The organism is Sphingomonas sp. (genome assembly GCF_965200105.1).
Lineage (GTDB): Bacteria > Pseudomonadota > Alphaproteobacteria > Sphingomonadales > Sphingomonadaceae > Solisphingomonas.
Genome location: NZ_CBDATN010000002.1, coordinates 505,988 through 530,619 on the forward strand (window position 1 = coordinate 505,988; position 24,632 = coordinate 530,619).

21 protein-coding genes are annotated in these 24,632 nt (G+C 67.4%); 11 read left to right on the forward strand and 10 right to left on the reverse strand.

All coding sequences use genetic code 11. The features are described from left to right. Positions 1 to 16: 16 nt before the first annotated feature. From ACOFKX_RS03730 to ACOFKX_RS03740, 3 genes are read left to right on the forward strand one after another with little or no spacing between them, the layout of a single operon-like run. Entirely contained in the window at positions 17 to 811 is a 795-nt protein-coding gene (locus ACOFKX_RS03730) for a pseudouridine synthase (RefSeq protein WP_419825738.1), read from the forward strand. Next, a complete protein-coding gene (rsmD, locus tag ACOFKX_RS03735; RefSeq protein ID WP_419825739.1) occupies positions 808 to 1,356 on the forward strand; it encodes a 16S rRNA (guanine(966)-N(2))-methyltransferase RsmD in 549 nt (182 codons plus the stop codon). Before ACOFKX_RS03730 ends, rsmD begins: the two co-directional genes overlap by 4 nt. Further along, the gene (locus ACOFKX_RS03740) at positions 1,353 to 1,991 is read left to right on the forward strand and encodes a DUF6766 family protein (RefSeq protein ID WP_419825740.1); all 639 of its coding nucleotides are present in this window, start codon (positions 1,353 to 1,355) and stop codon (positions 1,989 to 1,991) included. The genes rsmD and ACOFKX_RS03740 overlap by 4 nt, the downstream gene beginning before the upstream one ends. 392 nt (positions 1,992 to 2,383) lie before the next feature. Here ACOFKX_RS03740 and ACOFKX_RS03745 read toward each other — a convergent pair whose 3' ends face one another. Beyond that, on the reverse strand, positions 2,384 to 3,016 hold the full coding sequence (locus ACOFKX_RS03745; RefSeq protein ID WP_419825741.1) for a uracil-DNA glycosylase family protein: 633 nt from the start codon (positions 3,014 to 3,016) through the stop codon (positions 2,384 to 2,386). A gap of 66 nt (positions 3,017 to 3,082) precedes the next feature. Between ACOFKX_RS03745 and ACOFKX_RS03750 the strand changes: the two genes are divergently transcribed. Further along, the gene (locus ACOFKX_RS03750; protein WP_419825742.1) at positions 3,083 to 5,368 is read left to right on the forward strand and encodes an ATP-dependent helicase; all 2,286 of its coding nucleotides are present in this window, start codon (positions 3,083 to 3,085) and stop codon (positions 5,366 to 5,368) included. Positions 5,369 to 5,419: 51 nt separating this feature from the next. Then, positions 5,420 to 5,599, forward strand: coding sequence for a hypothetical protein (locus ACOFKX_RS03755; protein ID WP_419825743.1), 180 nt, complete (start codon positions 5,420 to 5,422; stop codon positions 5,597 to 5,599). Between the two features lie 20 nt (positions 5,600 to 5,619). Here the strand turns inward: ACOFKX_RS03755 and ACOFKX_RS03760 are convergent, their stop codons facing one another. After that, positions 5,620 to 5,880 carry a hypothetical protein gene (locus tag ACOFKX_RS03760; protein ID WP_419825744.1) on the reverse strand — a complete coding sequence of 87 codons (261 nt, stop codon included), beginning with the start codon at positions 5,878 to 5,880 and terminating at the stop codon, positions 5,620 to 5,622. A gap of 117 nt (positions 5,881 to 5,997) precedes the next feature. On the opposite strand from ACOFKX_RS03760, the gene ACOFKX_RS03765 reads away from it, so the two are divergent. The 3 genes from ACOFKX_RS03765 (at position 5,998) to ACOFKX_RS03775 (ending at position 9,720) form a co-directional block, all read left to right on the forward strand. Further along, entirely contained in the window at positions 5,998 to 7,275 is a 1,278-nt protein-coding gene (locus ACOFKX_RS03765) for an MFS transporter (protein WP_419825745.1), read from the forward strand. Next, on the forward strand, positions 7,272 to 8,192 hold the full coding sequence (gene cysK, locus ACOFKX_RS03770) for a cysteine synthase A (RefSeq protein ID WP_419825746.1): 921 nt from the start codon (positions 7,272 to 7,274) through the stop codon (positions 8,190 to 8,192). The genes ACOFKX_RS03765 and cysK overlap by 4 nt, the downstream gene beginning before the upstream one ends. A gap of 832 nt (positions 8,193 to 9,024) precedes the next feature. Further along, entirely contained in the window at positions 9,025 to 9,720 is a 696-nt protein-coding gene (locus ACOFKX_RS03775) for a nitroreductase (protein WP_419825747.1), read from the forward strand. Here ACOFKX_RS03775 and ACOFKX_RS03780 read toward each other — a convergent pair. From ACOFKX_RS03780 to ACOFKX_RS03815, 8 genes are all read right to left on the reverse strand, one after another. Beyond that, the gene (locus tag ACOFKX_RS03780; protein WP_419825748.1) at positions 9,705 to 10,616 is read right to left on the reverse strand and encodes a MaoC/PaaZ C-terminal domain-containing protein; all 912 of its coding nucleotides are present in this window, start codon (positions 10,614 to 10,616) and stop codon (positions 9,705 to 9,707) included. The two genes, ACOFKX_RS03775 and ACOFKX_RS03780, sit on opposite strands and share 16 nt — an antisense overlap. Positions 10,617 to 10,620: 4 nt before the next feature. After that, positions 10,621 to 11,385 carry an acetoacetate decarboxylase family protein gene (locus ACOFKX_RS03785; RefSeq protein ID WP_419825749.1) on the reverse strand — a complete coding sequence of 255 codons (765 nt, stop codon included), beginning with the start codon at positions 11,383 to 11,385 and terminating at the stop codon, positions 10,621 to 10,623. Position 11,386: 1 nt separating this feature from the next. Continuing rightward, positions 11,387 to 12,502 (reverse strand): LLM class flavin-dependent oxidoreductase, encoded by a 1,116-nt coding sequence (locus ACOFKX_RS03790; protein ID WP_419825750.1) that lies wholly within the window; start codon positions 12,500 to 12,502, stop codon positions 11,387 to 11,389. Between the two features lie 43 nt (positions 12,503 to 12,545). Further along, positions 12,546 to 12,959 carry a Zn-ribbon domain-containing OB-fold protein gene (locus tag ACOFKX_RS03795; RefSeq protein WP_419825751.1) on the reverse strand — a complete coding sequence of 138 codons (414 nt, stop codon included), beginning with the start codon at positions 12,957 to 12,959 and terminating at the stop codon, positions 12,546 to 12,548. Continuing rightward, positions 12,956 to 14,161, reverse strand: coding sequence for a thiolase family protein (locus ACOFKX_RS03800; protein ID WP_419825752.1), 1,206 nt, complete (start codon positions 14,159 to 14,161; stop codon positions 12,956 to 12,958). Before ACOFKX_RS03800 ends, ACOFKX_RS03795 begins: the two co-directional genes overlap by 4 nt. Then, positions 14,158 to 17,967: an AMP-binding protein gene (locus ACOFKX_RS03805; RefSeq protein WP_419825753.1), complete on the reverse strand. Its 3,810-nt coding sequence runs from the start codon at positions 17,965 to 17,967 to the stop codon at positions 14,158 to 14,160. Before ACOFKX_RS03805 ends, ACOFKX_RS03800 begins: the two co-directional genes overlap by 4 nt. A 13-nt stretch (positions 17,968 to 17,980) precedes the next feature. Next, positions 17,981 to 19,852, reverse strand: coding sequence for a class I adenylate-forming enzyme family protein (locus ACOFKX_RS03810; RefSeq protein ID WP_419827336.1), 1,872 nt, complete (start codon positions 19,850 to 19,852; stop codon positions 17,981 to 17,983). 120 nt (positions 19,853 to 19,972) lie between these two features. Continuing rightward, on the reverse strand, positions 19,973 to 20,857 hold the full coding sequence (locus ACOFKX_RS03815; protein WP_419825754.1) for an alpha/beta fold hydrolase: 885 nt from the start codon (positions 20,855 to 20,857) through the stop codon (positions 19,973 to 19,975). Between ACOFKX_RS03815 and ACOFKX_RS03820 the strand changes: the two genes are divergently transcribed. From ACOFKX_RS03820 to ACOFKX_RS03830, 3 genes are all read left to right on the forward strand, one after another. Further along, positions 20,856 to 22,106 (forward strand): LLM class flavin-dependent oxidoreductase, encoded by a 1,251-nt coding sequence (locus ACOFKX_RS03820; RefSeq protein ID WP_419825755.1) that lies wholly within the window; start codon positions 20,856 to 20,858, stop codon positions 22,104 to 22,106. The two genes, ACOFKX_RS03815 and ACOFKX_RS03820, sit on opposite strands and share 2 nt — an antisense overlap. Before the next feature lie 51 nt (positions 22,107 to 22,157). Next, positions 22,158 to 23,084 (forward strand): SDR family NAD(P)-dependent oxidoreductase, encoded by a 927-nt coding sequence (locus ACOFKX_RS03825; RefSeq protein WP_419825756.1) that lies wholly within the window; start codon positions 22,158 to 22,160, stop codon positions 23,082 to 23,084. An 82-nt stretch (positions 23,085 to 23,166) separates the two neighbouring features. Beyond that, complete coding sequence (locus tag ACOFKX_RS03830) at positions 23,167 to 24,606, forward strand: zinc ribbon domain-containing protein (protein ID WP_419825757.1); 1,440 nt, start codon at positions 23,167 to 23,169, stop codon at positions 24,604 to 24,606. The last annotated feature ends 26 nt before the right edge of the window (positions 24,607 to 24,632 follow it).

The window sequence follows — 24,632 nt, forward strand, 5'->3', positions numbered from 1 at the left end:
AAACGAAAGTGGAACCATGCGCGCGCCTCGTCCTCCCCGCGCCCCCGCCGCCCCGGCGCGCACCGCGCCCGCCCGCGAGGGGCAGCGCATCGCCAAGCTGCTGGCGCGCGCCGGCATCGCCTCGCGCCGCGAGATCGAGCGCATGATCGCCGACCGCCGCGTGGCGATCGACGGCGTGGCGCTGGAGACGCCGGCGACGCTCTTGGCGTCGCTCCACGGTGTGACGGTGGATGGCCAGCCGGTGGCGGCGCCCGCGCCCGCGCGGCTGTTCCTCTACCACAAGCCTACCGGCCTCCTCACCACCGAGCGCGATCCGCGCGGGCGGCCGACGATCTACGACAGGTTGCCGCGCGAGCTGCCGCGCGTGGTGCCCGTCGGGCGGCTCGACCTCAATACCGAGGGACTGCTGCTGCTCACCACCGACGGCGGATTGAAGCGATCGCTGGAGCTGCCCTCGTCGGGCGTGCCGCGCGTCTACCGCGCGCGCGCCTACGGCGGCGTCACGCAACAGGCGCTGGAGGGCTTGAGCGAGGGCGTCGAGATTGAGGGCGTGCGCTACGGATCGATCGACGCCAATCTGGAGCGCCGCACCGGCCGCAACCTCTGGATCGAGATGCGGCTCGCCGAGGGCAAGAACCGCGAGGTGCGGCGCGTGCTGGAGCATCTCGGCCTCCAGGTCTCGCGGCTGATCCGCGTCGCCTACGGGCCGTTCGTGCTGGGCGAACTGCCGGCGGGACAGGTCTCCGAGATCCGGCAGCACGATCTCGTCGCCTTCCGCCGCACGTTGCGCGGCGGGCGCGAGGCGGCGTGAGGATCATCGCCGGCACGTGGCGCGGACGGCTGCTGAAGGCCCCCGCCGGCGCCGTCACCCGGCCCTCGGCGGACCGCACCCGCGAGGCGCTGTTCTCGATGCTGGCGAGCCGGCTCGGCTCGTTCGAGGGGCTGGCGGTGGCGGACCTGTTCGCGGGCACCGGCGCGCTCGGTCTGGAGGCGCTGTCGCGGGGCGCCGCCTCTTGCCTGTTCGTCGAGCAGGACCGCGCCGCATTGGACGCGCTGCGCGCCAACGTCGCGGCGCTGGGCGCCACGGGCACGGACGTGCGCGCGCAGGCGGTGAACACGCTCGGGCCCGCGCCCCGCCCGCACGATCTGATGATGCTCGACCCGCCCTACGAGATGCGCGCGGGCGTGCCGACGTGCGAGCGGCTGGCGCGGCTCGGCTGGCTGGCGCCCGGCGCGCTCGTCAGCGTCGAGAGTGCGCGCGGCGAGGCGGTGGAGCCGCAGGGCTTCGCGGCGGAGGCGGTGCGGCATTACGGCAAGGCGCAGGTGACGCTGCTACGCTGGGAGGGCGCACGATGAGCGAGCCGTCGACCCCGACCGGGCGTTTCCTCAACGACAACGGCCTGTCGCTCGCGCTCATGGCGCTGTTCGTCCTGACGCTCGCGGGGCAGGCGGCGACCGGATGGTGGGCCTACGATGCCGCCCGCGTCGCCGCTCGCCTCGCCGGCGTGGGGTTCGCGGCTTACCTCGGCACCGGCAACTTCCTCGACGGCCTGTTCAGCAATTGGCAGGCAGCGGTGCTTCAGCTCGCCGTGCTGATCAGTCTCGGGGCGGTGCTGCGCCAGAAGGGGGCGACGCACTCGCGCCAGCCCGGAGACGACGACGATCCCGGCCGCGGCGATCATGGCTGGGTCTACGCCCACTCGCTCGCGCTCGCCTTCGCCGCGCTGTTCGCCGTCACCTTCGCGGGCCACCTCGTGTGCGGCGCGATGAAGTATAACGAGGACCAGGCGCTGCAGCACCTGCCGCCTGTCGATCTCGGCACCTACGCCGCGTCGCCCGCCTTCTGGTTCTCGGCATTCCAGTGTTGGGAGGCGGAGTTCGCCGTCATCGGCATCTACGTCGTCTTCAGCATCTTCCTTCGGCAGGAGGCTTCCCCCGAGTCCAAGCCGGTCGACGCCAGCGACGAGCAGACCGGAGGCGCGAACGAGTAGTCGCGGGGCAAACGACAGGTTTCGTGCCGATCTCCCAACGGATCGTGACCTGTCACGCCGCCGGACACCCTCACCACATACGCCTCACCCTCCGCTCTCGCGGATCGAGGGAGAATACGGCCGGCGCGTCCTGCCACGCGCACCCGGTTGCCGGACGACTTGAACAGTCTCGCGATGTCTCACGATCGCGTCCGGGCTTTGATGCCCCCCGGCGGTGCCGTCTCCCGGTGGTGGCCGGGACGGCTCAGTTAGCCGGGGCGGCTTTTGACTGGCGAAGCTTCGGCTTGAGAACCGGATGACTTCGCGCCGGCCGCCGGGTGCGCACGTTGCCGCTCGCACCCGGTCCCGTCCACTCGCCGGCCGCGCCTGCCGGTTCGTGGACGAGCAGACGATTATCCCACCTGGTTACTATTGTCAAGATCGGTCGCGCTCGCGAGGATGCGTGACGCGGCGGCGAGCGTGTCCGCGATGCGCGCCGGGATCGCCGGGCTCGTGCAGACGATCGTCGGGCTGGGATGCGGCATCGTCAGCACGGGGACGTCGCGCCGCGCGGCACGCACCGTCTCCGCCGCCGCCCGCGCCGGTGCGCCCGCCAGCACCACCACTTGCAGGCGCGGCAGCAGCGCGAGCAACGCGGGCAGCAGCGCCACGCCCTCACGCAACTCGGCGCGGGTGACGGCGCGGTTGCGCGCGCCCGTCGCGTGGACGATCCACGGCACCGCGTTCCAGATCAGCGTGTCCACGCGCGCGATCTCCGCGCCGTCGAGGAAGCGGCGGAGGTTGGCGCCGGTGCCGGTGCGGTTGTCGCGTGAGACGAACGCCGGTTCGGTGGCGCGCGGCCCCGGCGTCTCCAGCAGCAGCAGCAGCCGCGCGTCGGCGCCGCCGTCGAGCGGATCGAAATGCGGCACGCGCCGTCCCGCCTCGATCAGCGGGGCGCGCACAGGCTCCAGTGCGGCGAGACGCGCCCGCGTCAGCAGCGTCAGCCGCCGCGCGCGTTCGGCCGGATCGTCGAGCAGCGCCGTCATCGCGCATCAAGCCGCGAAGCGCCCGCGCGGTTGCCTCGCCGCCCGCCGTTCCCTAACTGTTTCGGTGTGAGCCAAGCCCCAGCCCCCGCCGTGGAGCCCGACTATATCGCGGGCCTCAACCCGCCGCAGCGCGAGGCCGTGCTGACGACGGAAGGCCCGGTGCTGGTGCTCGCCGGCGCGGGCACGGGCAAGACGGCGGCATTGACGGCGCGGCTCGCCCACCTGATCGCCACGCGGCGGGCGTGGCCGTCCGAGATCCTCGCCGTCACCTTCACCAACAAGGCGGCGCGCGAGATGCGCGAGCGGGTGAGCGCGATCATCGGCGACATGGCCAAGGGGATGCCGTGGCTCGGCACCTTCCACTCGGTGTCGGCCAAGATGCTGCGGCGTCATGCCGAGCTGGTCGGCTTGCAATCCAACTTCACGATCCTCGATACCGACGATCAGTTGCGCCTGCTGAAACAGCTCATCCAGGCCGCGCAGGTGGACGAGAAGCGCTGGCCCGCGCGCCAGCTCGCCGGGTTGATCGACCGCTGGAAGAACCGCGGCTGGACACCCGCCGAGATCGACGCGGGCGAGAGCGAGGCCTATGCCAACGGCAAGGGCGCCGAACTCTACGCCGCCTATCAGGCGCGGCTGCGCGCGGTGAACGCCTGCGATTTCGGCGACCTGCTGCTGCACATGCTGACGATCCTCAAGACCCATTGCGATGTGCTTGAGACCTATCAGCAACGCTTCCGCTACATCCTCGTCGACGAGTATCAGGACACCAATTCGTCGCAATATCTGTGGCTCCGCCTGCTCGCACAGGAGCGCAAGAACATCGCCTGCGTCGGCGACGACGATCAGTCGATCTACTCGTGGCGCGGCGCGGAGGTGACCAACATCCTGCGCTTCGAGCATGACTTTCCGGGCGCCAAGGTGATCCGGCTGGAGCAGAATTATCGCTCCACCCCGCACATCCTCGCCGCCGCCAGCGCCGTGATCGCCAACAACGGGCAGCGGCTGGGCAAGACGCTGTGGACCGCGCTCGACCAGGGCGAGCGTATCACCGTCATCGGCGTGTGGGATGGGCCGGAGGAAGCGCGCCGCGTCGGCGAGGAGCTGGAGAGCCACAGGCGTGCCGGCGGCCGTTACGATCAGTGCGCCATCCTGGTGCGCGCGCAGCACCAGACGCGCGAGTTCGAGGATCGCTTCATCGCGATCGGCCTGCCCTATCGCATCGTCGGCGGCTTCCGCTTCTACGAGCGCGCCGAGATCAGGGATGCGCTCGCCTACCTCCGCATCGTCCACCAGCCCGCCGACGATCTCGCCTTCGAGCGCATCGTCAACACGCCCAAGCGCGGGCTCGGCGACAAGGCGGTGGCGCGCATCCACGCGCTCGCCCGCGCCACCGGCACGCCGCTGACGATCGCGGCGGCGCGGCTGTGCGATACCGACGAGATCACAGGAGCGGCGCGCAAGTCTCTGGGAAGGCTGGTCGGCGATCTTGCGCGCTGGCGTGACCTCTCGGGCTCGCTGACGCATCCCGAGCTGTGCCGCCAGATCCTCGACGAGAGCGGCTACACCGCCATGCTCCAGGCCGATCGCTCCACCGAGAGCGCCGGGCGGCTGGAGAACCTGACCGAACTTGCCCGCGCGATGGAGGAGTATGAGACGCTGGGCTCCTTCCTGGAGCATGTCAGCCTCGTCATGGACAATGAGGGCGCGGACACCGGCCCCAAGGTGACGATCATGACGATCCACGCCGCCAAGGGGCTGGAATATGACACCGTGTTCCTCGTCGGGTGGGAGGAAGGGCTGTTCCCCTCGCAGCGTTCGCTCGACGAGGGCGGCACCAAGTCTCTGGAGGAGGAACGCCGCCTCGCCTACGTCGCGATCACGCGGGCGCGGCGGCGGTGCGTCATCATCCACGCCGCCAATCGCCGCATCTACGGCCAGTGGACCTCGTCCATCCCCTCGCGCTTCGTCACCGAACTTCCCGACGACCATGTCGACAGCGAGACGACGATGTCGGGCGGGGCGAGCCTGTGGCGGGCGCAGTGGAGCGAGAATGCCGATCCCTTCGCCGACGTGGCGCGAGGCGGTGCGCGCGGGCCGGGCTGGCAGCGCGCCGCCGCGCTTGGCGAGCCCGCCGCGCGCAGCGGCAACGGCCAGCGCATCGTGGAGGTGAAGGCGTCCGCCGCCAGCTTCGCCGCGAAACCGCGCGGCGACGTTGGCGTCGGGCAGCGCGTGTTCCACTCCAAGTTCGGCTACGGCACCGTGGAGAGCATCGAGGGCAACAAGCTCGGCATCGCGTTCGAGCAGGCGGGCAGCAAGCACGTGCTCGACAGCTTCGTCACGCCCGCCTGACGGCGGAACGCCGCCGGTGCCGCGTCGTTGGCGCGGCAAGGAGATCGAGACATGGCGGACAAGCATCCCAACCAGGCCGACGGCGGCGGCAAGGGCGCGGCGACCCCGTCGGGCCACGAGAGCACGGGCGGCGGGGAATCGGGCGGCGGCGCCTACAAGCAGGACAACAGCACCACCGGCGACAATCGCGAGGTGGAGCGCGAGGTGAAGACCGGCCGCAAGCCGGACTGACCAGCGGGGGGTAATCGCCATCAGCCGGGGAGGAGATCGTCCTTGCCGAGACGGATGTGCGGCGGTTCGATCGCCTCGCCCGCGAGCTTGCGCGCGATCGCGGCGGCGAGGCGATCCGTGCCCGTCGTCATCCAATCGAGCGCATCGGCGGCGCTGACTTGGGCGCCCTCGCCGCGCCCGAGATCGGCTCGTATCGCGTCCAGCGTCACCTGCGCCTGCCACGCCACGCCGTCGACGGGCACCAGGACGTGGACCCACTCGGGGCTGGGCTCGGCACGCACGCTCTCGACATGATCCATTCTCCCGCAACGCGGCGCGCCCGCCTCCGATCCCCTGAGCCTTGCCCTAGTCGGCGGGTCAGGATTGCGCCCGCTCCCTACCCTTCCTAAGGATCGCCGATGGCCGCCGGCCCCCATCCCTTCACCATCCGCGACTTCCGCTTCTACTGGGTGGCGCGGCTGACGGCGACGGTCGCGCAGCTCTCCATGGTGATCGTGATCGGCTGGCAGGTGTACGACATCGCCAGGCGGACGATGGACGTGCATCGCGCCTCGCTTCAGCTCGGCCTCGTCGGCGTCGCGCAGTTCCTGCCGCTGCTGCTGCTCACGCTCGTCGCCGGCTGGGCGGCGGACCGGCTGGACCGGCGGCTGATCGTGCGGCTGTCGACCGCGCTCGAACTCGCCTGCGCGGTGGTGCTGGCCTGGCTCGCCTGGCACGGCACGACCACGCTGCCCCACCTGTTCGCCGTGGCGGTGGCGCTGGGCGTCGCGCGCGCCTTCGCCGGGCCGGCGCTGGGCGGCATCGCGCCCAACCTCGTGCCGCCCGCCGTGCTGCCCACCGCAATCGCGCTGTCTTCGATCTCGTGGCAGTCGGGCGCGGTGGCGGGGCCGGCGCTCGGCGGCTATCTCTACGCGCTCGGCGCGCCGGTGCCCTACGCGGTCAGCACGGGGCTGTTCGCGGTGTCGCTCGCCTGCCTGCTCGCGATCCGGCCGTTCCGGCGCAGCGCGATCGGCGGCGCGCGCAACCCCTGGGCGCAGATGATCGACGGGCTCGCCTATGTGCGCCGCAACCGCATCGTGCTCGGCGCGATCTCGCTCGATCTGTTCGCGGTGCTGCTCGGCGGCGCCACCGCCATGCTGCCCGTGTTCGCGCGCGACGTGCTGCACACCGGCGCATCGGGCCTGGGCGAGCTGCGCGCGGCGCCGGCGGCGGGCTCGGCGCTGGTCGCGCTGGTCTTCGCGTTGCGGCCGCTGCGAAGCGACGTCGGCGTCAAGCTGCTGGTCTCGGTCGCGGTGTTCGGCGTCGCCACCGTCGGCTTCGGCCTGTCGCGCTCGATGCCGCTGTCGCTGCTCTGCCTCGCGGTGCTGGGCGCCGCGGACATGGTGTCGGTCTACGTGCGCCAGTCGCTCATCCAGCTCTGGACGCCCGACGACATGCGCGGCCGTGTCGGCGCGGTGTCGTCGCTGTTCATCTCGGGCTCGAACGAGCTCGGCGAGGCGGAGTCGGGCTTCCTCGCCTCGCTGCTCGGCCCGGTGACGGCGGTGGTGGCGGGCGGCGTCGGCGCGGTGATGGTGGCGCTCCTCTGGTCGCGGCTGTTCCCCGAACTGCCGCGCGCGCGCAGCTTCGATCCGCCCGAGACGTTCGAGGACATTCCGTTGAAGGAGACACGGCCATGAAGGCGCAGAGCATCCTGGGCACGATCGGCAACACGCCCCACGTCCGCTACGCCCGGCTGTTCCCGGACGCCGAGGTGTGGATCAAGTCCGAACGATCGAACCCCGGCGGATCGATCAAGGACCGCATAGCGCTCGCCATGATCGAGGATGCGGAGGCGTCGGGCGCGCTCAAGCCCGGCGGCACGATCATCGAGCCGACCAGCGGAAATACCGGCATCGGCCTCGCCATGGTGGCGGCGGTGAAGGGCTACCGCATCGTCCTCGTCATGCCCGAGAGCATGTCGCTGGAGCGCCGCCGCGTGATGCTCGCCTACGGCGCCACCTTCGATCTCACGCCCAAGGAGAAGGGCATGAAGGGCGCGATCGAGCGCGCGATGGAGCTCGCCGCAGATATCGACGGCGCCTGGATCCCGCAGCAGTTCGAGAACCCGGCGAACATCGCGATCCACGTCCGCGAGACCGCGCGCGAGATCCTGCCCGACTTCGCCGACGCGCCGCTCGACGCGATCATCACCGGCGTCGGCACGGGCGGCCACATCACCGGCGTGGCGGAGGTGCTCAAGCGCGAGTGGCCGTCGCTCAAGGTGTTCGCGGTGGAGCCCACCTTGTCGCCGGTGATCTCGGGCGGTCAGCCGGGGCCGCACCCAATCCAGGGCATCGGCGCGGGCTTCGTGCCGCCCAACCTCCACACCCAGCTCCTCGACGGCACGATCCAGGTCGCCCCCGACGACGCCAAGGAATGGGCGCGGCGCTCGGCGCGCGAAGAGGGCGTGCTGGTCGGCATCTCGTCGGGCGCGACGCTCGCCGCGATCGCGCAGAAGCTGCCGGAATTGGGCGGGCAAGCGCGCGTGCTGGGGTTCAACTACGACACCGGCGAGCGGTACCTGTCGGTGCCGGATTTCCTGCCGGAGGGGTGAGCGCAGGCGATAGAGCGGCGTCGGTGCTGACTTGCAGTCCGCCAGCCTCTCGAGCGCTCCCGTCCGGTAGAGTGTCGCCGGGCGGCCTCCGTGTTCGATGGGGCGGTCAGACGCCCGTGTCCTGGCTCTCGTCGCTCTTTTCTGGTCGGGTGCGAACCGACCTTTTGTCGCGGATCGCAGCCGGAGCGGCGCCTCTGGTCGGCGGCGTGCTCAAGCGACGAGGAGCCCTCCACCCTCGTCATGGCGTTGCTTGGCCGCGAGAGGAATGCGACGCCGGCGCTGGCAGGTCGCGACTTTCCGCGTCAGGGCAAACGGCCTGTGGCAGACCGTCCTCGCAGCCGCGCGGGCAGGCCGTTACGCTCAAGGAGCCGAAGTTCGACGGCTTCGCGGCGGGACCGATCCCGTCGCGGACATTCAACAGCCCCCCTTGCTTCCTTTTTCCGGTGCCTCGTTCCTGTGCGTAGCTTCTGGATCGAGCCGAACGCGCTGTCTCGAAGACAGTGCAAACGGCATGAAAGCGTGACGGCGGGCGGCATCCTGACGATCTTGTTGTCAGATGCGACGGTCGGCCCTGATATTGTGATATTAGCGGCTTTGGCGCCATGATGGCGAAACGGCTCGGCAGGGGCATGTCGGCGTCCTGGCGAATGCAATGATCGTGCAAGCCGGGCGGCAGGAGGCCCGCGCGCGTCGATCTCGCGCGCTGAATGGTTCCGCGCGCTTGGCCCGACTTGCAATCGTTGGGCGACTTGCCATGATGGTTATAACGGTATCTATCCGCACCCTTCGCAGAGAGTTTTTGGTCGGTGCCATGCTACGTGCTAATGCGGCGATGGATCAGGGGGACGCCTTCTCAACCCTGTCCCACCTTCTCAATGAACGGCATAGCTGCCGAGCTTTCCTGACGCGGCCGGTGTCGCGATCGCTCATCGAGCAGATCGTACAGGTGGCGCAACGGAGCGCTTCCTGGTGCAATCTCCAGCCTTGGCAGGTCGTCGTCACCGAGGGTGCCGGTACGGACCGGTTTCGCGACGCGCTCTACGCTCATGCGGTCGAGCATCAGCGGGCGCCGGAGGACAACGAGCCCGACATTCCGTTCCCGACCGCTTATGAGGGCGTCTACAAGGAACGCCAGCGCGCGTGCGGCCTAGTCTATTATGATGCGGTCGGGGTCGTTGGCGATCGAGCGGCATCGGCGCTTCGCGTGCTCGAAAATTTTCGGCTGTTCGGCGCCCCGCACACTATGATCGTCACGACCGAGGCAGACCTAGGCGCTTACGGCGCGATAGACTGCGGCGGATTCATCGCTAACTTCATCCTCGCCGCGCATAGCTTGGGCGTCGCCACGATCGCGCAAGCGGCCATCGCTATGCATTGTGGTTTCGTGCGTCGCTACTTCGACCTGCCCGCGCATCGCCAGATATTGTGCGCGGTGAGCTTCGGCTACCCAGACGAGAAAGACCCTGCCAACTCCTTTCGCACCGCTCGCGCGGGGCTCGAAGAGGTTCTCACCTACCGCAGTGACTGAGTCCCCGCTCCTGCGGCTATTTCTGCGGTGGTAATCTCCGCAATACCTTGCGCGACGACGATCGACCGTCCCTCGGCGGTGGCTTGGAACAGCAGCTGACCGTCCTCCTTCCAGGACTGGATGGCCAGCGTCTCACCCGGGAAGACGGGCGCCTTGAAAGTAATTGAGATCGAGCGGAAGCGCGCCGCTTGGTAATCCGCGTATCCCACCAACAACTTCTGAGCAATGATGCCAAGCGTGCACATGCCGTGCAGGACCAGTCCCGGATAGCCCATTGCGGTTGCGAAGGCCGGATCGGAGTGGACCGGATGGTTGTCGCCGTGCAAACAGAAGAACAGGGTAGAGTCCTTGCGCGTGCCATGGCGATCGACGCGATCCGGCGCGCGATCGGGGAAGGACGGCGCGGGAACACGCGGCGCGGGGATACCACCAAACCCGCCATTGCGCATTGCCATAGTGACGCGCTCGATCGTCGCGACATGAGCGCCGCTCGCCCGATCGCGAAGCTCGCCAACGAGGTGGAGCACCGCGCCTTTGCCTTCGCCGCGATCCAAGATCGGCCCGATCCGCTCCTGGAACGTAATGGCGCCCTCGCGCGGGATCGGCCGATGCAACTCGATTGTCAACTCGCGCATCATCAGCGCCCGGCAGTCGATCCCGTTTTCCGGATCGAACAGCCACGGGCTGTTCGGCACCAGCACCGTTGGGAAGGTTGGCAGAACTGCCTCCCCGTCTTCGCGAACGAAATCCAGCGCCGCTGCATCCTCCAGCTCGCCTACTCCCACGTTCAGCGCGTAGAGCACCGCGTCGCGACGGCCATAGGCTTGCTCCAGCAACGGAATCGGCCATGATCTCAGCCGCGCGCTGAACGCGCTCCCGTCCTCGGGCCCGGCCATCCCCTCAGGCCGCGCGCAGCCTGGTAACACCGCCCTCGCCCGGCAGACGCGCGGGATCGAGTACGAAGGCAGGCTTGTGCATTACTAGGTCGGCACGGGCGAGGGTCGCGCAGATCGCATCGGTTGGCTCAAGGATGCCGTGCGTGAGAGCTTCGGCGTCGAAAGCTTCGATCTCCGGCTCGCCGCGGCCCACGCTCGTAAAATCCGCGCTCCAATCGGACTGAACGAGGCGTTGGTCATCTCCGACCTTCCCCAGGCTGAGCGTGGGCGAGTAAAGTACCGTACCGCCACTCCCGGTCAGGGTTACGAGACCGGTGGTCGAGGCGTCGAACAGCGTGCGACCGTTCTCAACGATTGAACTCCGGATCCGATCGTAGTTAACCCGCGTGCGCACCTCCGCGACGTGCGCGGGATACCCAAACGATTTCTGCAGGGTGCCCGCCATGGCGGGATCGCTCACGAAAGCACTGGTGATCAGGAAGCGCGGGCGGATGCCGCTGCGGCAGCCGACACCGATCAGCGCCAGCTCCAACGGCCCCAACGGACCGTTCGGGCATTTCACGAACGTAATGGCGACGATCCCCGGGATGCACGGATGCAGCGACGGCGGCAGCACGCGCAGAACCTGCGCCATCGGCGCCTCAAACAGGATGTAGTGAACCTCCGCGCCGGGAAGCGGGAGTTCGGCCATGCGGTCGCGATCGAAACCGGCGACCTCGGCCTTCGCGAGATCCGAGGTGCCAACCTGGTGCTGAATTGGCCTTATCATGTCAGGCAGCTCCCTGCATCTCGCGGACCGGCGCCGCGCTTTTGCTGAACTCGGGCATCACGCGATCGCCGAACAAGCGCAGGCTCTTCAGCACCTCTTCCTGCGGCAACATCTCGGAAAACTGAACCAGGAATAGCACCCGATCGACCCCAAGTGCCTCCCAACGCTTCAACGACTCTACGATATGCTCCGGATCGCCGATGCACAGCCCATCCGGGACCGCCTTTTCGTTCCACGCCGCGAGCGGATCGGCGCGGAGCTTGTTCAGCAATCCGGCCTCGAGGTAGCTCGCGGTCGGAAATGCCTGCCGGGTGTCGAGCGTCTGCGCGGCCGTCGAACCAAAGCGGTTGACCAGCCCGTTACCGCGATCGACCGCCGTCTCGTGATCCTCATGACAATAGAGCCAGTTCACGACCGCGATCTGGTTGTTGATGACCCCGCTCACCGGATCGGAGCAGTTAGCGATCGTCTCGCGATACTTTTTGAAGCGGGGTGCAGTCGCATCGTAGCCGCCGTAGCTCAGGCCGAGAAAGCCGAGCCCGCGTTCGCCCGCATCCACCTCGGTACCGGGCGCGGTGACCGCGACCCACATCGGCGGATGCGGCTTCTGTATCGGCTTGGGCAGCACCGCGCGCTCTGGCATCGAGAAGCTGTAGCCTTGATGGCGGTACCGCTCCTGCATCCACATCTGCGGGATCGCGCGGATATATTCGTCCCAGAACTTCTTGGTATTGTCGATGTCGGAGCGGAACCCACCCAACTCGTTCCAGGTCGACGAGCGTCCGGTGCCGAACTCTACTCGCCCGTTCGACAGACAGTCGAGGAACGCCGCGCGCTCGGCCAGGCGCGCCGGGTGCGACATCTCCGGCACGCAGGTGGCGATGCCGAAGCCGAGCCGCATCCGCTCGGTCCGCATTGCACAGGCGGCCAGGAACATCTCGGGGCAGGAGCTATGCGAATACTCCTCCAGGAAATGATGTTCCAGGCACCAGGCGTTGGTGAACCCAAGTGACTCGGCGAACGACACGTGCTCAAGCGCGTTGTTGATCACGTCGCGTTCGGAATCGAGTTCCCAGGGCCGAGGGACCGAGAGCACCGAGAAAATCCCAAATTCCATGATCAATCTCCATTCGCGAGAGACATCTGACCCCCACGCATCTTCATACTACCGAGTATCTGAAAAAGGGAAGGCTGAATCGATCGTCCAGTTGCTCAAAAACGAGCGTCACCGTAGCACCGATCACGGGCTCCACCGCACGGTCGTGGACCAGCCGGGTCACCATGCGAGGGCCTTCGGCAAGCCGGACCCACGCGAGCGTGTACGGCACCTCGGACTTCCAAGCCTCGTTCATCGCGCGATAGACGATGGAGTAGGTCTCCAGCGTCGCCGTGCCGCTGGCACGCGGCCATTCGAACCGATCGCCGCCGCAGACGAGGCAGAAGGCGCGAGGAAACCAGTTGATCGCGGAGCAGGCGGTGCAGCGCTGGAGCAGGAACTCGCCCACCCGGCAGCCCTCCCAGAAGGGCATGCTCTCGGGTGAGGGGACCGGCAGCGGGCGCCGATACTCGGTCATGCCAACCCTCGCTTCATAACGGTCGCGTTGAACGCGCCCATGTTCGCGCCATAGCCCTGCATGACGGCGATCTCCGCCTCCTTAACCTGACGCGCTCCAGCCTCGCCACGCAGCTGGCGAACCATTTCGATGAGGTGGAACATGCCGCCGTTCACACCCGGGTGGCAGTAGGAGTGGAGGCCGCCGTGCGTCGTCCACGGAATGTCCCCGCCCGGCGCTAGCCGTCCGCCACGGACGAGCTCATGCGCCTCACCCTCACCGCACAGCCCGATCGCCTCGAGGAACAGCATCGTGACGATCGGAAAGGAATCATACTGGAAGAAGATGTCGATGTCGCCAAGCCCGATGCCGGCCCGTTCCAGTGCCCGGCGTGCGACGATGGTCGCGCCTTCCCGCAACGTGTAGGGGGAGGGAAGCTGACCCATGTCGTCAGGCACGATCCCCGTGCCGTTGCCGTAGAGCCGCTCCGACGCGAGCAGCGTGACCGCGCGGTCGCCATGCTCGCGCGCACGCTCGGCGCTGGTCAGCACCAGCGCACATCCTCCGTCGGAGATGAGCGGGCTCATCAGGCGCCGGAAGGGTGTCGCCACCATCGGCGAGGCGAGCACGCCAGCGATGTCCAGCGGCGTGCCGTGCATGTGCGCAGAGGGATGCAGATTGGCCCATGATCGGGCTGCGACTGCGACCTCGGCGAAGCTCTCCTCGGTCGCGCCGTAATCGCGCATGTAGCGCTGCGCCACGAGCGCGTAGCAGGCGACGATCAGCGGACCGAACGGCGTCTCGAACTCCGGATCGCGATTCTCGGCGAGCTTGGTGATCCCGGCCGAACGTCCCCACGAGTAAAGATTGTCGGCACCGGACACGACGACGTAGTCGCACACCCCCGCGCGAATGGCCATCGCCGCCTCGAGCAGAATGACCCCGGAGCTGGCGATCGAGCCGTGCATGCTGGTGGAGATCCAGCCCACCCGATCGCTGGCGAGTCCGACATATTGGGCGACATTGATCGCGTGCCGGGTACGCTTGCTGGTATAGGAATCGAGCGTGATGAGACCGTCGATCGCGCGCTTGTCAAGGCCGGCGTCGGCGATCGCCGCATTGATCGCCTGGGCGTAGAGCGCATGCGAGCTCCGACCCGGCACCACGCCCAGGTCGGATTCTCCTACTCCGATGATGGCGACATCGGCCTCGCGCGCGCTCATGCCGCATCTCCATTGCGCAGGAGAATCAGCGCGTCGACCGCGACCGATCCCTCGCCGGGCTTGCCGACGATGACGGGATTGACGTCCATCTCCTCGATGACATCGCGGCCGTCGTGTAGCAGCGCAGCGATCCCAGCGACCGTCCTGACCAGCGCGTCGAGGTCGATCGGTCCGTCACGCCGTTGCGCCTCGACGAGCGGCGGCCACTCAGCGAGCAGGGCGCGCAGGGCCCCCCCGGTTACGGGAGGAACGAAGAACAGAACCTCCCGCAGCGCCTCGGCGTTCACGCCGCCCCGGCCGACCGCGAGGGCAAGGCCCAATTCCGGGTCGCGCACCGCGCCAACCAGGAACTCCATGCCCGGCGCGGCCATCGCTTGGACGAGGATGCGCGCTTCGCTCAGCCCTTCGGCAGTCTTGCGTAATGCCTCGAACGCTTCGGCGAGCTGCTCGCGGCCGGACAGGTTGAGCAGGACGCCCTTGCCGATCCCGCGATGCATCATGGCAGGCGACAGGATCTTGAGCGCGACCGGGTAGCCGAACCGCTCGCCAGCGGCGAGCGCCTCTTCGGCCGAACGCGCGGTCGCCTCCATCGGACAGCGCACGCCGTACCCACGAAGTAGGTCCTTCGCCGCATCTTCGAGCACGACCGTCTGCCCCGCTTCCGCGAGCAGGCGGAGCGCACCGCCCGCCGTGCCGGACACAGCCGCGTCGGCGTCTCCGGCAACCTCCCCGCCGGGGCGGTGATCCAGCCAGGACTTAAGCCCCTGCACGCCAGCCTCCGGCGGCTCCAGGATGAAGCGGCCGGCTTCCTTGAGCACGCTCGGAGTATCGGAAGGCGCGTAGCTGATGACGATCACCGGCTTCGACAATCCCTCGGTCGCCCGCACGATGGCGCCGTTGATCTGCCGATCGCGCGCTTCAAGATAGGGCGGCACGCAAAGCGCCAGCGCATCGATACCGGGGTCGGCCGACAGCGCCTCCAGCGCCGCCTGGAGGGCAGAGCCGTCACCCGAAAGGAACAGGCCGCCCATCTCCATCGGGTTGTGCGGGGTCACGTCCGGCAGGGCCGCGCGGATGCGGCGACGCGTATCCTCGCCCAGCGCAGGCGTGTCGATACCGATCGAAGCGAGGAGGTCGGTGAACAGGACCGTCAGCCCACCACCACCGCCGAAGCCCCCGACCGACCTGCCCTGCGCCACACCGAAGGCGAGGAAAAGTCGCATCGTCGCGATCGCGTGGTCGATCGAACGGGCCTCGATCGCACCGATTTGGGAAAGGAACCCCCGCCATACCGCGCCGTCTCCCGACAGGGCGCCGGTGTGCGATGCGGCGGCCGCCTTGCCCTGCTTGGTGGCGCCGCCCCTCAGAATGATGACCGCCTTGCCGGCACGCTGACAGGCGGCCATCGCCGTGCGGAACCGGCGCACGTCACGTACGCCCTCGATATAGCAGAGGATCGCGTCCACGTCTTCGCGGGCCGCGAAGCATTCCAGCCACTCCGCGACCGATACGTCGAGTTCGTTGCCGACGCTGACGAGCTGGCCGAGACCAAGTCCCTGCGCGACGCCGCGCAACATCATCGCGAGCCCGACGCCTCCGCTCTGCGAGACGATCGCACCGCGACCCCGCGGTAGGGTCGCAGGAATGTTGCCGGAAGCGATCCCGACGCTGTTCGTGGCGAAGCTCGCGATGCCCAGGCAGTTGGGGCCGAGGACGCGCGTTCCGCTTCCCGAGATGATGTCGGCCAGTTCCCGCTGAAGGGCACGTCCGTTCTCGTCCCCCTGCTCGGCAAAACCGGAGGCGACGATCGTCACCGCGGGCACCCCGCGATCTACGCATTCGCGCAGCACGCCGGGCACCAGCTCGGCGCGTACCGCGATCACGCAGAGATCGGGGCGATCTGGAATGGCGGAGATCGAGGGGAACGCCGCGACCCCGTCAACCCTGTCATGCTTCGGATGGACCGCGACAACATCGCCCTCGAATCCGTGCGTGCGCAGGTTCGCCAGCACCAGATTGGGATAGCCCGAACGCCCGGGCGAGGCACCCACCACCGCAATCCGGCGCGGCTCCAGAAACGCCGTTAAGCCGGCTGGGCTCATCCTCGCCGATCCTCCCGTCCCCGCCCGCCTCTCCGCAAGAGCCTGGCGCGCTGCCGCGGCTAATTCGTACTTCTTGATCTTGCCCGAAGGTGTACGGGGAAAATCCTCGACGAACCGCACGTGGCGTGGAACCTTGTAGTCGGCAATTTGGCCGCGGCAATGAGCGATCACGTCCCGCTCGGACAGCGTCGATCCGGCCGCGCGTTGAACGAAGGCGTAGCCGACCTCCCCCAACCGGTCGTCGGGTGCGCCGACCACCGCCGACATCAGCACGTCAGGCAATCTGGAAAGATGCTGCTCGATCTCGGCCGGGTAGGCGTTAGTGCCGCCGATCTTGAACATGTCTTTGCGCCGGCCGGTTATAGAGAGGTAACCCTTCGCGTCGAAGTGACCAATGTCGCCGGTCCGCAACCAGCCCTCGGGGTCAATCGCCTCGCGAGTGGCTTCCGGATTTTTGTAGTAACCAAGCATTACCGTGCTACCGCGGCACCAGATCTCGCCGTCCTCGCCTGTCGCCCGTTCGGCGCCCGTGTCGGGATCGGCGATGATCACTTCGCAATCGGCGAGCAGAGGCGCCTTGTTCTCGTAAATCACCTCCAGCGGGTCTTCCCAGCGATTGAAGGTCGTCGAGATGGTGTTCTCGGTCATGCCGTAGGTGCTGAACAGCTTCGGTATGCCCAGCCGGGTGCGGATCCGCTCGAACTGCTCGCGGGTTGCGCTCGATCCACCGATCCACGCCGACATCAAGCTAGACAAGTCGTACTCGGCGAGCTTCGGCGATGCGACGAGATCGACGAAATGCGTGGGAATCCCACCGAAGACGCTCACTCGCTCCCGTCCGATCAGCTCCAGCGCGGTGTCGACGGTCCAATCATCGAGGATCACGAGCTTCGCGCCCAGCGTCATCACCGGGAGCAGTCCCATGAACAATCCGGCGACGTGGTAGAAGGGCATATGGCCCAGCACCGCCTCTCCCGGCGCGATCCGCAGCGCAAGTCCGACACGGGTGGCCTGGGTCACCACCGCATGACTATGCATGACGCCCTTGGGCGCCCCGGTCGTCCCGGACGTGTACGAGATCAGCAGCAGATCAGATCGATCGACCCGCTCCGCCGCCTCGGCAAGCGCCGCGTCGGACACCGTGACCGCGCCGATCTCCGCAAGCGTGCGCGCGCCCGCCCGCCGCTCCTCGCCGGCGAGGAGCACGTGCCGGAGCTGGGGAAACCGATCGAGCGCAAGCGCGTCCGGCTGCTGGTCCGTCAGCTCGGGTGCCACTTCCAGCAGCAGCGCATGGAAGTCGATCCCCCATCGGGGCTCATTGACGATCAACGCACGGCAGTCGGCATGAGCGACTACATAGGCCATCTCCTCGGCCTTGTACCGCGTGCTGATCGGGACGACCGGCGCGCCGATCCGCGCGCAGGCGAAGAACCATACCGCCCACTCGATCGAGTTACCGAGCCATAGTCCGACCTGATCACCCCTGCGGATCCCCAGCCCCAGCAACGAGGCGGCCGCCTGGTCGACGGTCTTGTCGACTTCCGCGAACGACAGCCGCCGATCTCCGTGCACGAGGAAGGTCGCGTCGCCGAACTGCACCTTCCGCGCCTGGAGGATCTCGCCAACCGTGCCGCGGGTCGACTCCGCCGCCTGATCGGCCAGGCCGGTCTGCTCCTCGCCTGTCACATTCATCCCCGATGCCACGCTCCGCCTCCGTTCAGGGCTGCTTGCCGAACAAATCCCTCAGGAGAAACTTCTGGATCTTGCCCGATGCGGTCTGCGGGAAGGAATCGACGAAGCTCCAATACCGCGGCACCTTGTATCGCGCGATACGCTCCCCAAGGTATTGTTGGAGGGCTTCCTCGCTGATGTCGGCGCCGGCGTTTAGCCGGACCACGGCAGCAACCTGCTCGCCCCATTCGCGATCGGGCAAGCCGATCACCGCAGCCTCGGCGACGTCGGCATGCGCACTTAGCAGATCCTCGATCTCGCGCGGGAAGATATTCTCGCCGCCGCGGATGATCATCTCCTTCAGTCGGCCGGTGATCTGGACGTAACCGTCGGGACGAAGCACGCCGATGTCGCCGGTGTGGAGCCAGCCTTCCTGATCGATCGTCTCGGCGGTCTGACGCGGCATGTCGAAATATTCGCGCATCACGCAGAAGCCGCGCACGCAGATCTCGCCTGGCGCCCCGCGCGGCACCACCCGCCGCTCGGCGTCGATCACCTTGATCTCGAGGTGGGGCAGCGGATAGCCGACGGTCAGCGCCTTCTGGTCGATGCTGTCACCGCGAAAGGCGTGCGTGATCGAGGCGCTCGACTCCGTCTGGCCGAAGGTCACCACGAACGCCGCGCCGTAGTCGCGCTCCAGGCGCCGCACCAACTCCTCCGGCACGGTCGTCCCGCCCGAGCCCACGCACACAAGCGAGGCCACACGCTCGCTCGAGAAGGCCGGATGCTCGACGATGCGGAGATGCCCGGTGGGCACGGTGGAGAAGAAATTGACCTTCTCCTGCTCGACCAGTTCGAGGAACACGGCCGGATCGAACTGCCGCATCACGACCAGGGTGCCGCGGTTCCACAGCGTGCAGAGCAGGTGAAAGACGCTGCCGCCCGAGTGGAACATCGGAACCGATACGAGCCACGCCGAATGCGGTGGCAAACCGAGCCGGGCCTGCACCAGCCGCGCATTGTTGACGACGCTGAAGTGGGTCAGCACGGCCCCTTTCGGCGTGCCCGTCGTACCCGAGGTGTACTGGATCATGACCGGAAGGTGCGGCGACACGGCGGCGGCCGGCGCGTCGGGGTCGCGGGCCGTGTAGTTCGAGAGCGACTCAAGCAGAAAGGTCTCGCGCAGCCCGGGAAGCTCGGCGCGAACATCGGCGACGATCTCGCTCATCACGTTGTCGCGATATCGATCGGCGAAGAACAGGCCCGCCGCGCGCGATTGGCTGAGGATGTAGCTGAGCTCGTCGCGCCGCAGCGCTGGATTGACCATCACAAGCGGAATGCCGGCCAGCGCTGCCCCGAACTCGACGATGATCCACTCGAGCGAATTGGGCGCCCAGATCGCGATGTTGTCCTGCGGGCCGAAGCGCTCCCGCAAGAACGCCGCCAGCCGCTCCGAACGGGCGAGCACCTCGGCGTAGGTCAGCCGCGTCCTCTCCTCTCCATCCACGGTTCCATCGACCAGGAAGATGCGGTCCGGCGCCTCGGCTGCGGCCGCGCGGAGGAGATCGCCCAGCGCGAGTTCGACAAGATCCTGCGAGGTATCCGCGGGATGATAGGACTGTCCCGGCGGCGCGACGGTCTCTACGTCCGTCATAGTGCAACGATGCTGCTCGCCGCCGCCAGACCGGGCGCCCCGGTGCGAGCCTCCGACCCTATGACCGCATCGCGCATTTCGTACCCCGCTCACCTGACAATGTTTGGCGTCTCCGCGATCGTGGCCGAGCCGGAGCCGAGCCGCGGCGGCAAGCGTTGCCGACCGACGCTGCGTCCACCTACTACCCGGTCGGATAGTGTCAAGTACAGCCCCGTCACGATGGCCCCTGGCAGTCAAGTCATACTTCGAAGTGTCGAGTAACATGTGGCGGCTGCAAGACCGATCCGCCAACAGGCGGCCGACCCTACTGGCCCGCCGACCGAAGCTGCGGGCCCGTAGTCCGCGCGACCGCCCGTTCGCGGCCTCCGGCGCCGAGCGCGCGACCTATGGCGATCGCCCGTCGCTCGCGCCTTCCGCAGCCGGCGTGCGCTGCGCGATGCGTTGGAGGAACTCGATTACCGCCGTGTTGAAGGCATCGTTCCGATCGCCGGCAATCATATGATCGGCGTGCGCGACCTCTACGATCTCGGCGTGCGGCACCACCTCGCGCATATGATCGACGCTCGAACGGCTTACGACATCGCTCAGGCCACCGCGCACGAGGAGCGTGGGAATGGTGAGCGCGCGCGCCGCCTGTTCGAGCCGGGTGCCGACCTGAACGACCGCCGCCTCCGACGCGTGCTCGTCGATCAGCTGCGGATCCCAGTGCCAGCGGTAGCGCTGGTCTGCGCCCAGGCGGAGGTTCTTGAGCAGGCCCGTGTTGCTCTTGGGGCGCGGCCGGTGCGGCAGGTAAGCGGCGACGGCGTCCGCCGCCTCGTCGACAGAGGCGAACCCCTCTGGTCGCGCGCGCATGAACTCTCCGATCCGGCTGGCGCCGCTCCACTCGACCTTCGGCGCGATGTCCACGAGCACCAATCCGTCGGCGCGCACCCGGTTCTCGCCGACAGCGAGCAGCGACACGATGCCGCCCAGCGACGCGCCGACCAGATACCGCGGCCCGTCGGCGAATTGGGCTAGGACGCGGACCAGATCGTCGAGATACCGGTCGAAGCCATAGAGCCGGTCCGGCGACCAGTCGCTGTCCCCGTGGCCCCGCAGGTCCAGCGAGACGACATGATAGCCCCTCTCCGCCAAAGTTTCGCCGGCCTTCCCCCACGAATGGCGGGTCTGGCCACCGCCCGGCTGCAGAACCACCAGCGGGCCATCCTCGGCGCCTCCGACATCCGCCGCTATCGAGATCCCCGCGCCTTCCAACCTGACCGGCCGCATGATCGTCATCGCTTTCCCAGGCCCCGCTGCCGCAGTTCTCATAAGGCGGCTTCCAACAAATGTCGCCGACGGGCAATCACAGCTTGCTTCGTTTCATACTGCCCGGTACGACCTTAGCAAGCTTCAGTGCCGGGCGCGCGGGCAAAGCGACTTGAGAAGGAGGACCGCGTTGCGGGTAGGCTTGGGAATGATATTCCAGAACCTCGGCCGCGAACGGTCGGACATGGAAGTCTACAGGAGCGAACTCGACATCGCCGATATGGCGGAGCCGCTCGGCTTCGACTCGATCTGGGCAACCGAGCATCATTTCACCGATTACATGTTGATGCCGAGTCCGATCCAGTTCCTGACCTACATGGCGGGAAGGACGCGAGAGATCGATCTCGGCACGATGGTGATCGTCGTGCCGTGGCACAATCCCCTGCGTGCAGCGGAAGAGGTGCTGATGCTTGACCATGTGTCGGGCGGGCGCCAGATCCTGTCGGTCGGGCGCGGCATCGCGCCGGTGGAGTTCGCGGCGTTCGACATCCCGTTGCCGGACACCCGCCCGCTTTTCGTGGAGAGCGCCGAGTGCATGTTGAACGCGGTAGAGACCGGGATTTGCGAGTATAATGGCGAGTTCGTGACCCAGTCCCGCACCCCGATCCGGCCGGGTCCGTTCAAGTCGTTCCGCGACCGCACTTATGCCTCTGGCGTATCCCCCGCCAGCATGCCGCTGCTCGCCAAGCTCGGCGTGGGCATGCTGATCGTGCCGCAGAAGCCCTGGAAGGAGACGCAGAACGACCTCGCGGCCTATCGCGATTTCTACGTAAAGGAGAACGGCTGCGAAGCGCCGGCGCCGGTCGTGGTGGTATGGACCTTCGTCGACGAGGATGCCGATCGCGCCGAGGAGATGGCGCGTAAGTACATCGGCCGCTACTACAACTCCACCGTCGATCATTATGAGTTCGCCAATGCCGAACTGCATCAAGTTCCCGGCTACGAATATTATCAGCGGATCTCGGCGAAGATTACCGAGATCGGCCGCGAGGGTTTTATAAATTACCTTGTTAATCTTCAGGTTTTCGGCACGCCCGAGCAGTGCCTTGAGAAGATCGAGGCAATCCGGCAGAAGACTGGCATGGAGACGATGGTGGCCGTGCTGAGCTACGGCGGGATGTCGGCCGACGAGGCGAAGCGCAATATGCGCCTGTTCAGCACGAGCGTGATGCCGCGACTGCAGCAAGAGAAGATCAACATCGCCGCTTAGGTCCGGCTGGACGCTGTACCAGCCGCGTAGCGGGTAATCAGGAGGATACTCATGGCTTCGCAAGCCGAAGGGCTGCTCGCGGGCAAGGTAGTCGTCGTCACCGGTAGCGGCGGCGGCATCGGCGCTGAAGTCGCGAAGACGGCGGCGCGCGAAGGCGCAATGGTGGTGGTCAACGACATCGGCGCGAGCCCGGGCGGCGACGGCTTGGACCCTTCGGCGGCGAACGGCGTCGTCGCGGAGATCGAAGCCGCCGGCGGCAGGGCCGTTGCCAGCATCCGGGATGTGTCGAAAGCCGATGACGCCCGCGGCATCATCGACGACGCACTGAAGGCCTTCGGGCGGATCGACGGCGTGGTGAACAACGCTGGCGTGGTGCGTGATGCCATCTTCCATAAAATGGAGGACCGGGACTGGGAGGTCGCCATAGCGGTCAACTTGACGGGTGCGTTCAACGTCGCCCGCGCCGCGGCCCCGCATTTCAAGGCCCAGGCGAGCGGCGCCTTCGTCCACATGAGTTCGAGCAGTGGGCTGATCGGTAATTTCGGCCAGGCCAATTATGGCGCGGCGAAGATGGGCATCGCCGGACTGTCGAAGTGCATCGCGCTGGACATGGCCCGGTTCACCGTGCGTTCGAACTGCATCGCCCCGGCTGCCTTCACCCGGCTCGTTGGAACTATCCCGGCGGAGAAAGGCGACAATGCGGAGCGCCTCGCCATGGTTCGCAGGATGACGCCCGACAAGATCGCCGGCTTCACCGTCGCGCTGCTAACCGATCAGGCGCAGGACGTGACCGGCCAGATCTTCGGCGTGCGACAGAACGAGATCGTGCTTTACAGCCAGCCGCGTCCGATCCGCACCGTGCACAACGCCGACGGCTGGAGCCCGAGCGATTGCGTCAGCCGTGCTCTGCCCGCGCTCCGCCCGTCGATGTACAAGCTTGACCGTTCCGGCGACGTCTTCGCCTGGGATCCTATCTGAGCATGATCACGTGACGGCCGTGGGTTTGGGCGGGCATGATGGACCTTCGCGCAACGTCGCACGGCGGAACTGAGGAGGATGAATGGCCACGCACGGAATAACTGCGCTCGGCGTCTATGTGCCGCAGCCCAGGATGGACCGCCGCGTAATCGCCGAAGCGCATAGCTGGGCGTTCAAGGCGTTGGCGGGCGAGGCGAAGGGCGAGAAGGCGTTCTGCGACTTCGACGAAGACGCGCTGACGATGGCGGTGGAAGCAACCCGCGCGGCTGTCGGGCGGACCGAGCGTGATCGGTTCGATCGCCTCGTTCTCGCCTCCGTCACGCTGCCTTTTGCCGAGCCGAGTAACAGTGGCATGCTGGCCGCGACGCTGGCGTTGTCGGATACCGTAGCTGTCACCGATGCGACGGGGTCCGTCCGCGCGGGCAGCTCGGCGCTCCTCCAGGCGCTCGAGGCAGGCGACCAGGCGACGCTGGTGGTCGCGTCCGACAACCTCCGGTCCAAGCCCGCCAGCGTTCAGGAGATGCGCTACGGCAGCGCGGCCGTCGCGATCGCCGTTGGCGACACAGACGTGATCGCCCGGTATCTCGGAGGCGTCTCGATCACGCGACCGCTCGTCGAGCGCTTTCGCCTTGCCGACCGCGATTTCGACTATGGTTGGGAGGAGCGGTGGATCCGCGAAGAGGGCTATCTCAAGATCATGGCGGATGCCGTGAAGGGGATGTTGCAGGACAAGGACATCGCGAATGATCGGGTCCGCTACCTCCTCGTCGCACCGGGAGTTGCCGGGGCGGGAGCAGCGATGGCGAAACGCATCGGGCTGAACGACGTGCAGCTTATCGAGGAGCCCCAGCGCGCCTGCGGCCACGCGGGGACAGCCGCGCCCTTCCTGCAACTCGCCATTGCGCTGGAGCGTGCGACACCGGGCGACGTAATCGTCCTCGCGAACCTCAGCTACGGGTGTGACGTGCTCGCGTTCGAGGTGACCGATGCCGTCGCCGCCTTCCAGGCCGTCGCCCCCGCCACCGCCGCCCTAGGCCGCAAGCGGCTCGAGACGGCCTATCTTAAGTATCTCGCCTTCACCGGGGGCATCGAGCCCGACTGGGGCATGCGATCGGAATTCGATCCCAAGACCTCGCTCACCCAAGCCTATCGCGTCAGCGAGCAGTTGACGGCGTTCGTCGCCGGCAAGTGCACGAATTGCGGCACCGTCCAGTTCCCCGTGCTCGCCGCCTGCGTTTCCTGCGCCTCCACGGCGCCACCGCTGCCGCATCCTCTGGCCGACGAGCCGGCGAAGGTGGCGACGTTCACCGCCGACTGGTTGTCTTTCACGATTTCGCCCCCAATTCATGTCGGCCTGATGCAGTTTGAAAGCGGCGCGCGCGTTTTCATGGAGGTGGCGGATGTGGCGCCCAACGACCTCCTTCCGGTCGGTGCGTCTGTCCGCATGGTGTTCAGGCGCAAGGACGAGGACAAGCTTCGCGGCTACGTCCGGTACTTCTGGAAGGCGGCTCCAGCCTCCTAGCCGCTCATTCTTTGTTGAGGACCGAT

What these genes read in the sequence shown, in the direction of transcription:
- ACOFKX_RS03745 (WP_419825741.1), bottom strand. Translation starts at nt 3,016, where the DNA reads ATGACGGCGCTGCTCGACGATCCGGCCGAACGCGCGCGGCGGCTGACG.
- cysK (WP_419825746.1), top strand. Translation starts at nt 7,272, where the DNA reads ATGAAGGCGCAGAGCATCCTGGGCACGATCGGCAACACGCCCCACGTC.
- ACOFKX_RS03775 (WP_419825747.1), top strand. Translation starts at nt 9,025, where the DNA reads ATGGATCAGGGGGACGCCTTCTCAACCCTGTCCCACCTTCTCAATGAA.
- ACOFKX_RS03820 (WP_419825755.1), top strand. Translation starts at nt 20,856, where the DNA reads ATGATCGTCATCGCTTTCCCAGGCCCCGCTGCCGCAGTTCTCATAAGG.
- ACOFKX_RS03830 (WP_419825757.1), top strand. Translation starts at nt 23,167, where the DNA reads ATGGCCACGCACGGAATAACTGCGCTCGGCGTCTATGTGCCGCAGCCC.
- ACOFKX_RS03790 (WP_419825750.1), bottom strand. Translation starts at nt 12,502, where the DNA reads ATGGAATTTGGGATTTTCTCGGTGCTCTCGGTCCCTCGGCCCTGGGAA.
- ACOFKX_RS03795 (WP_419825751.1), bottom strand. Translation starts at nt 12,959, where the DNA reads ATGACCGAGTATCGGCGCCCGCTGCCGGTCCCCTCACCCGAGAGCATG.
- ACOFKX_RS03815 (WP_419825754.1), bottom strand. Translation starts at nt 20,857, where the DNA reads ATGCGGCCGGTCAGGTTGGAAGGCGCGGGGATCTCGATAGCGGCGGAT.
- ACOFKX_RS03765 (WP_419825745.1), top strand. Translation starts at nt 5,998, where the DNA reads ATGGCCGCCGGCCCCCATCCCTTCACCATCCGCGACTTCCGCTTCTAC.
- ACOFKX_RS03800 (WP_419825752.1), bottom strand. Translation starts at nt 14,161, where the DNA reads ATGAGCGCGCGCGAGGCCGATGTCGCCATCATCGGAGTAGGAGAATCC.
- ACOFKX_RS03810 (WP_419827336.1), bottom strand. Translation starts at nt 19,852, where the DNA reads ATGTTACTCGACACTTCGAAGTATGACTTGACTGCCAGGGGCCATCGT.
- ACOFKX_RS03730 (WP_419825738.1), top strand. Translation starts at nt 17, where the DNA reads ATGCGCGCGCCTCGTCCTCCCCGCGCCCCCGCCGCCCCGGCGCGCACC.
- ACOFKX_RS03825 (WP_419825756.1), top strand. Translation starts at nt 22,158, where the DNA reads ATGGCTTCGCAAGCCGAAGGGCTGCTCGCGGGCAAGGTAGTCGTCGTC.
- ACOFKX_RS03740 (WP_419825740.1), top strand. Translation starts at nt 1,353, where the DNA reads ATGAGCGAGCCGTCGACCCCGACCGGGCGTTTCCTCAACGACAACGGC.
- ACOFKX_RS03755 (WP_419825743.1), top strand. Translation starts at nt 5,420, where the DNA reads ATGGCGGACAAGCATCCCAACCAGGCCGACGGCGGCGGCAAGGGCGCG.
- ACOFKX_RS03780 (WP_419825748.1), bottom strand. Translation starts at nt 10,616, where the DNA reads ATGGCCGGGCCCGAGGACGGGAGCGCGTTCAGCGCGCGGCTGAGATCA.
- ACOFKX_RS03785 (WP_419825749.1), bottom strand. Translation starts at nt 11,385, where the DNA reads ATGATAAGGCCAATTCAGCACCAGGTTGGCACCTCGGATCTCGCGAAG.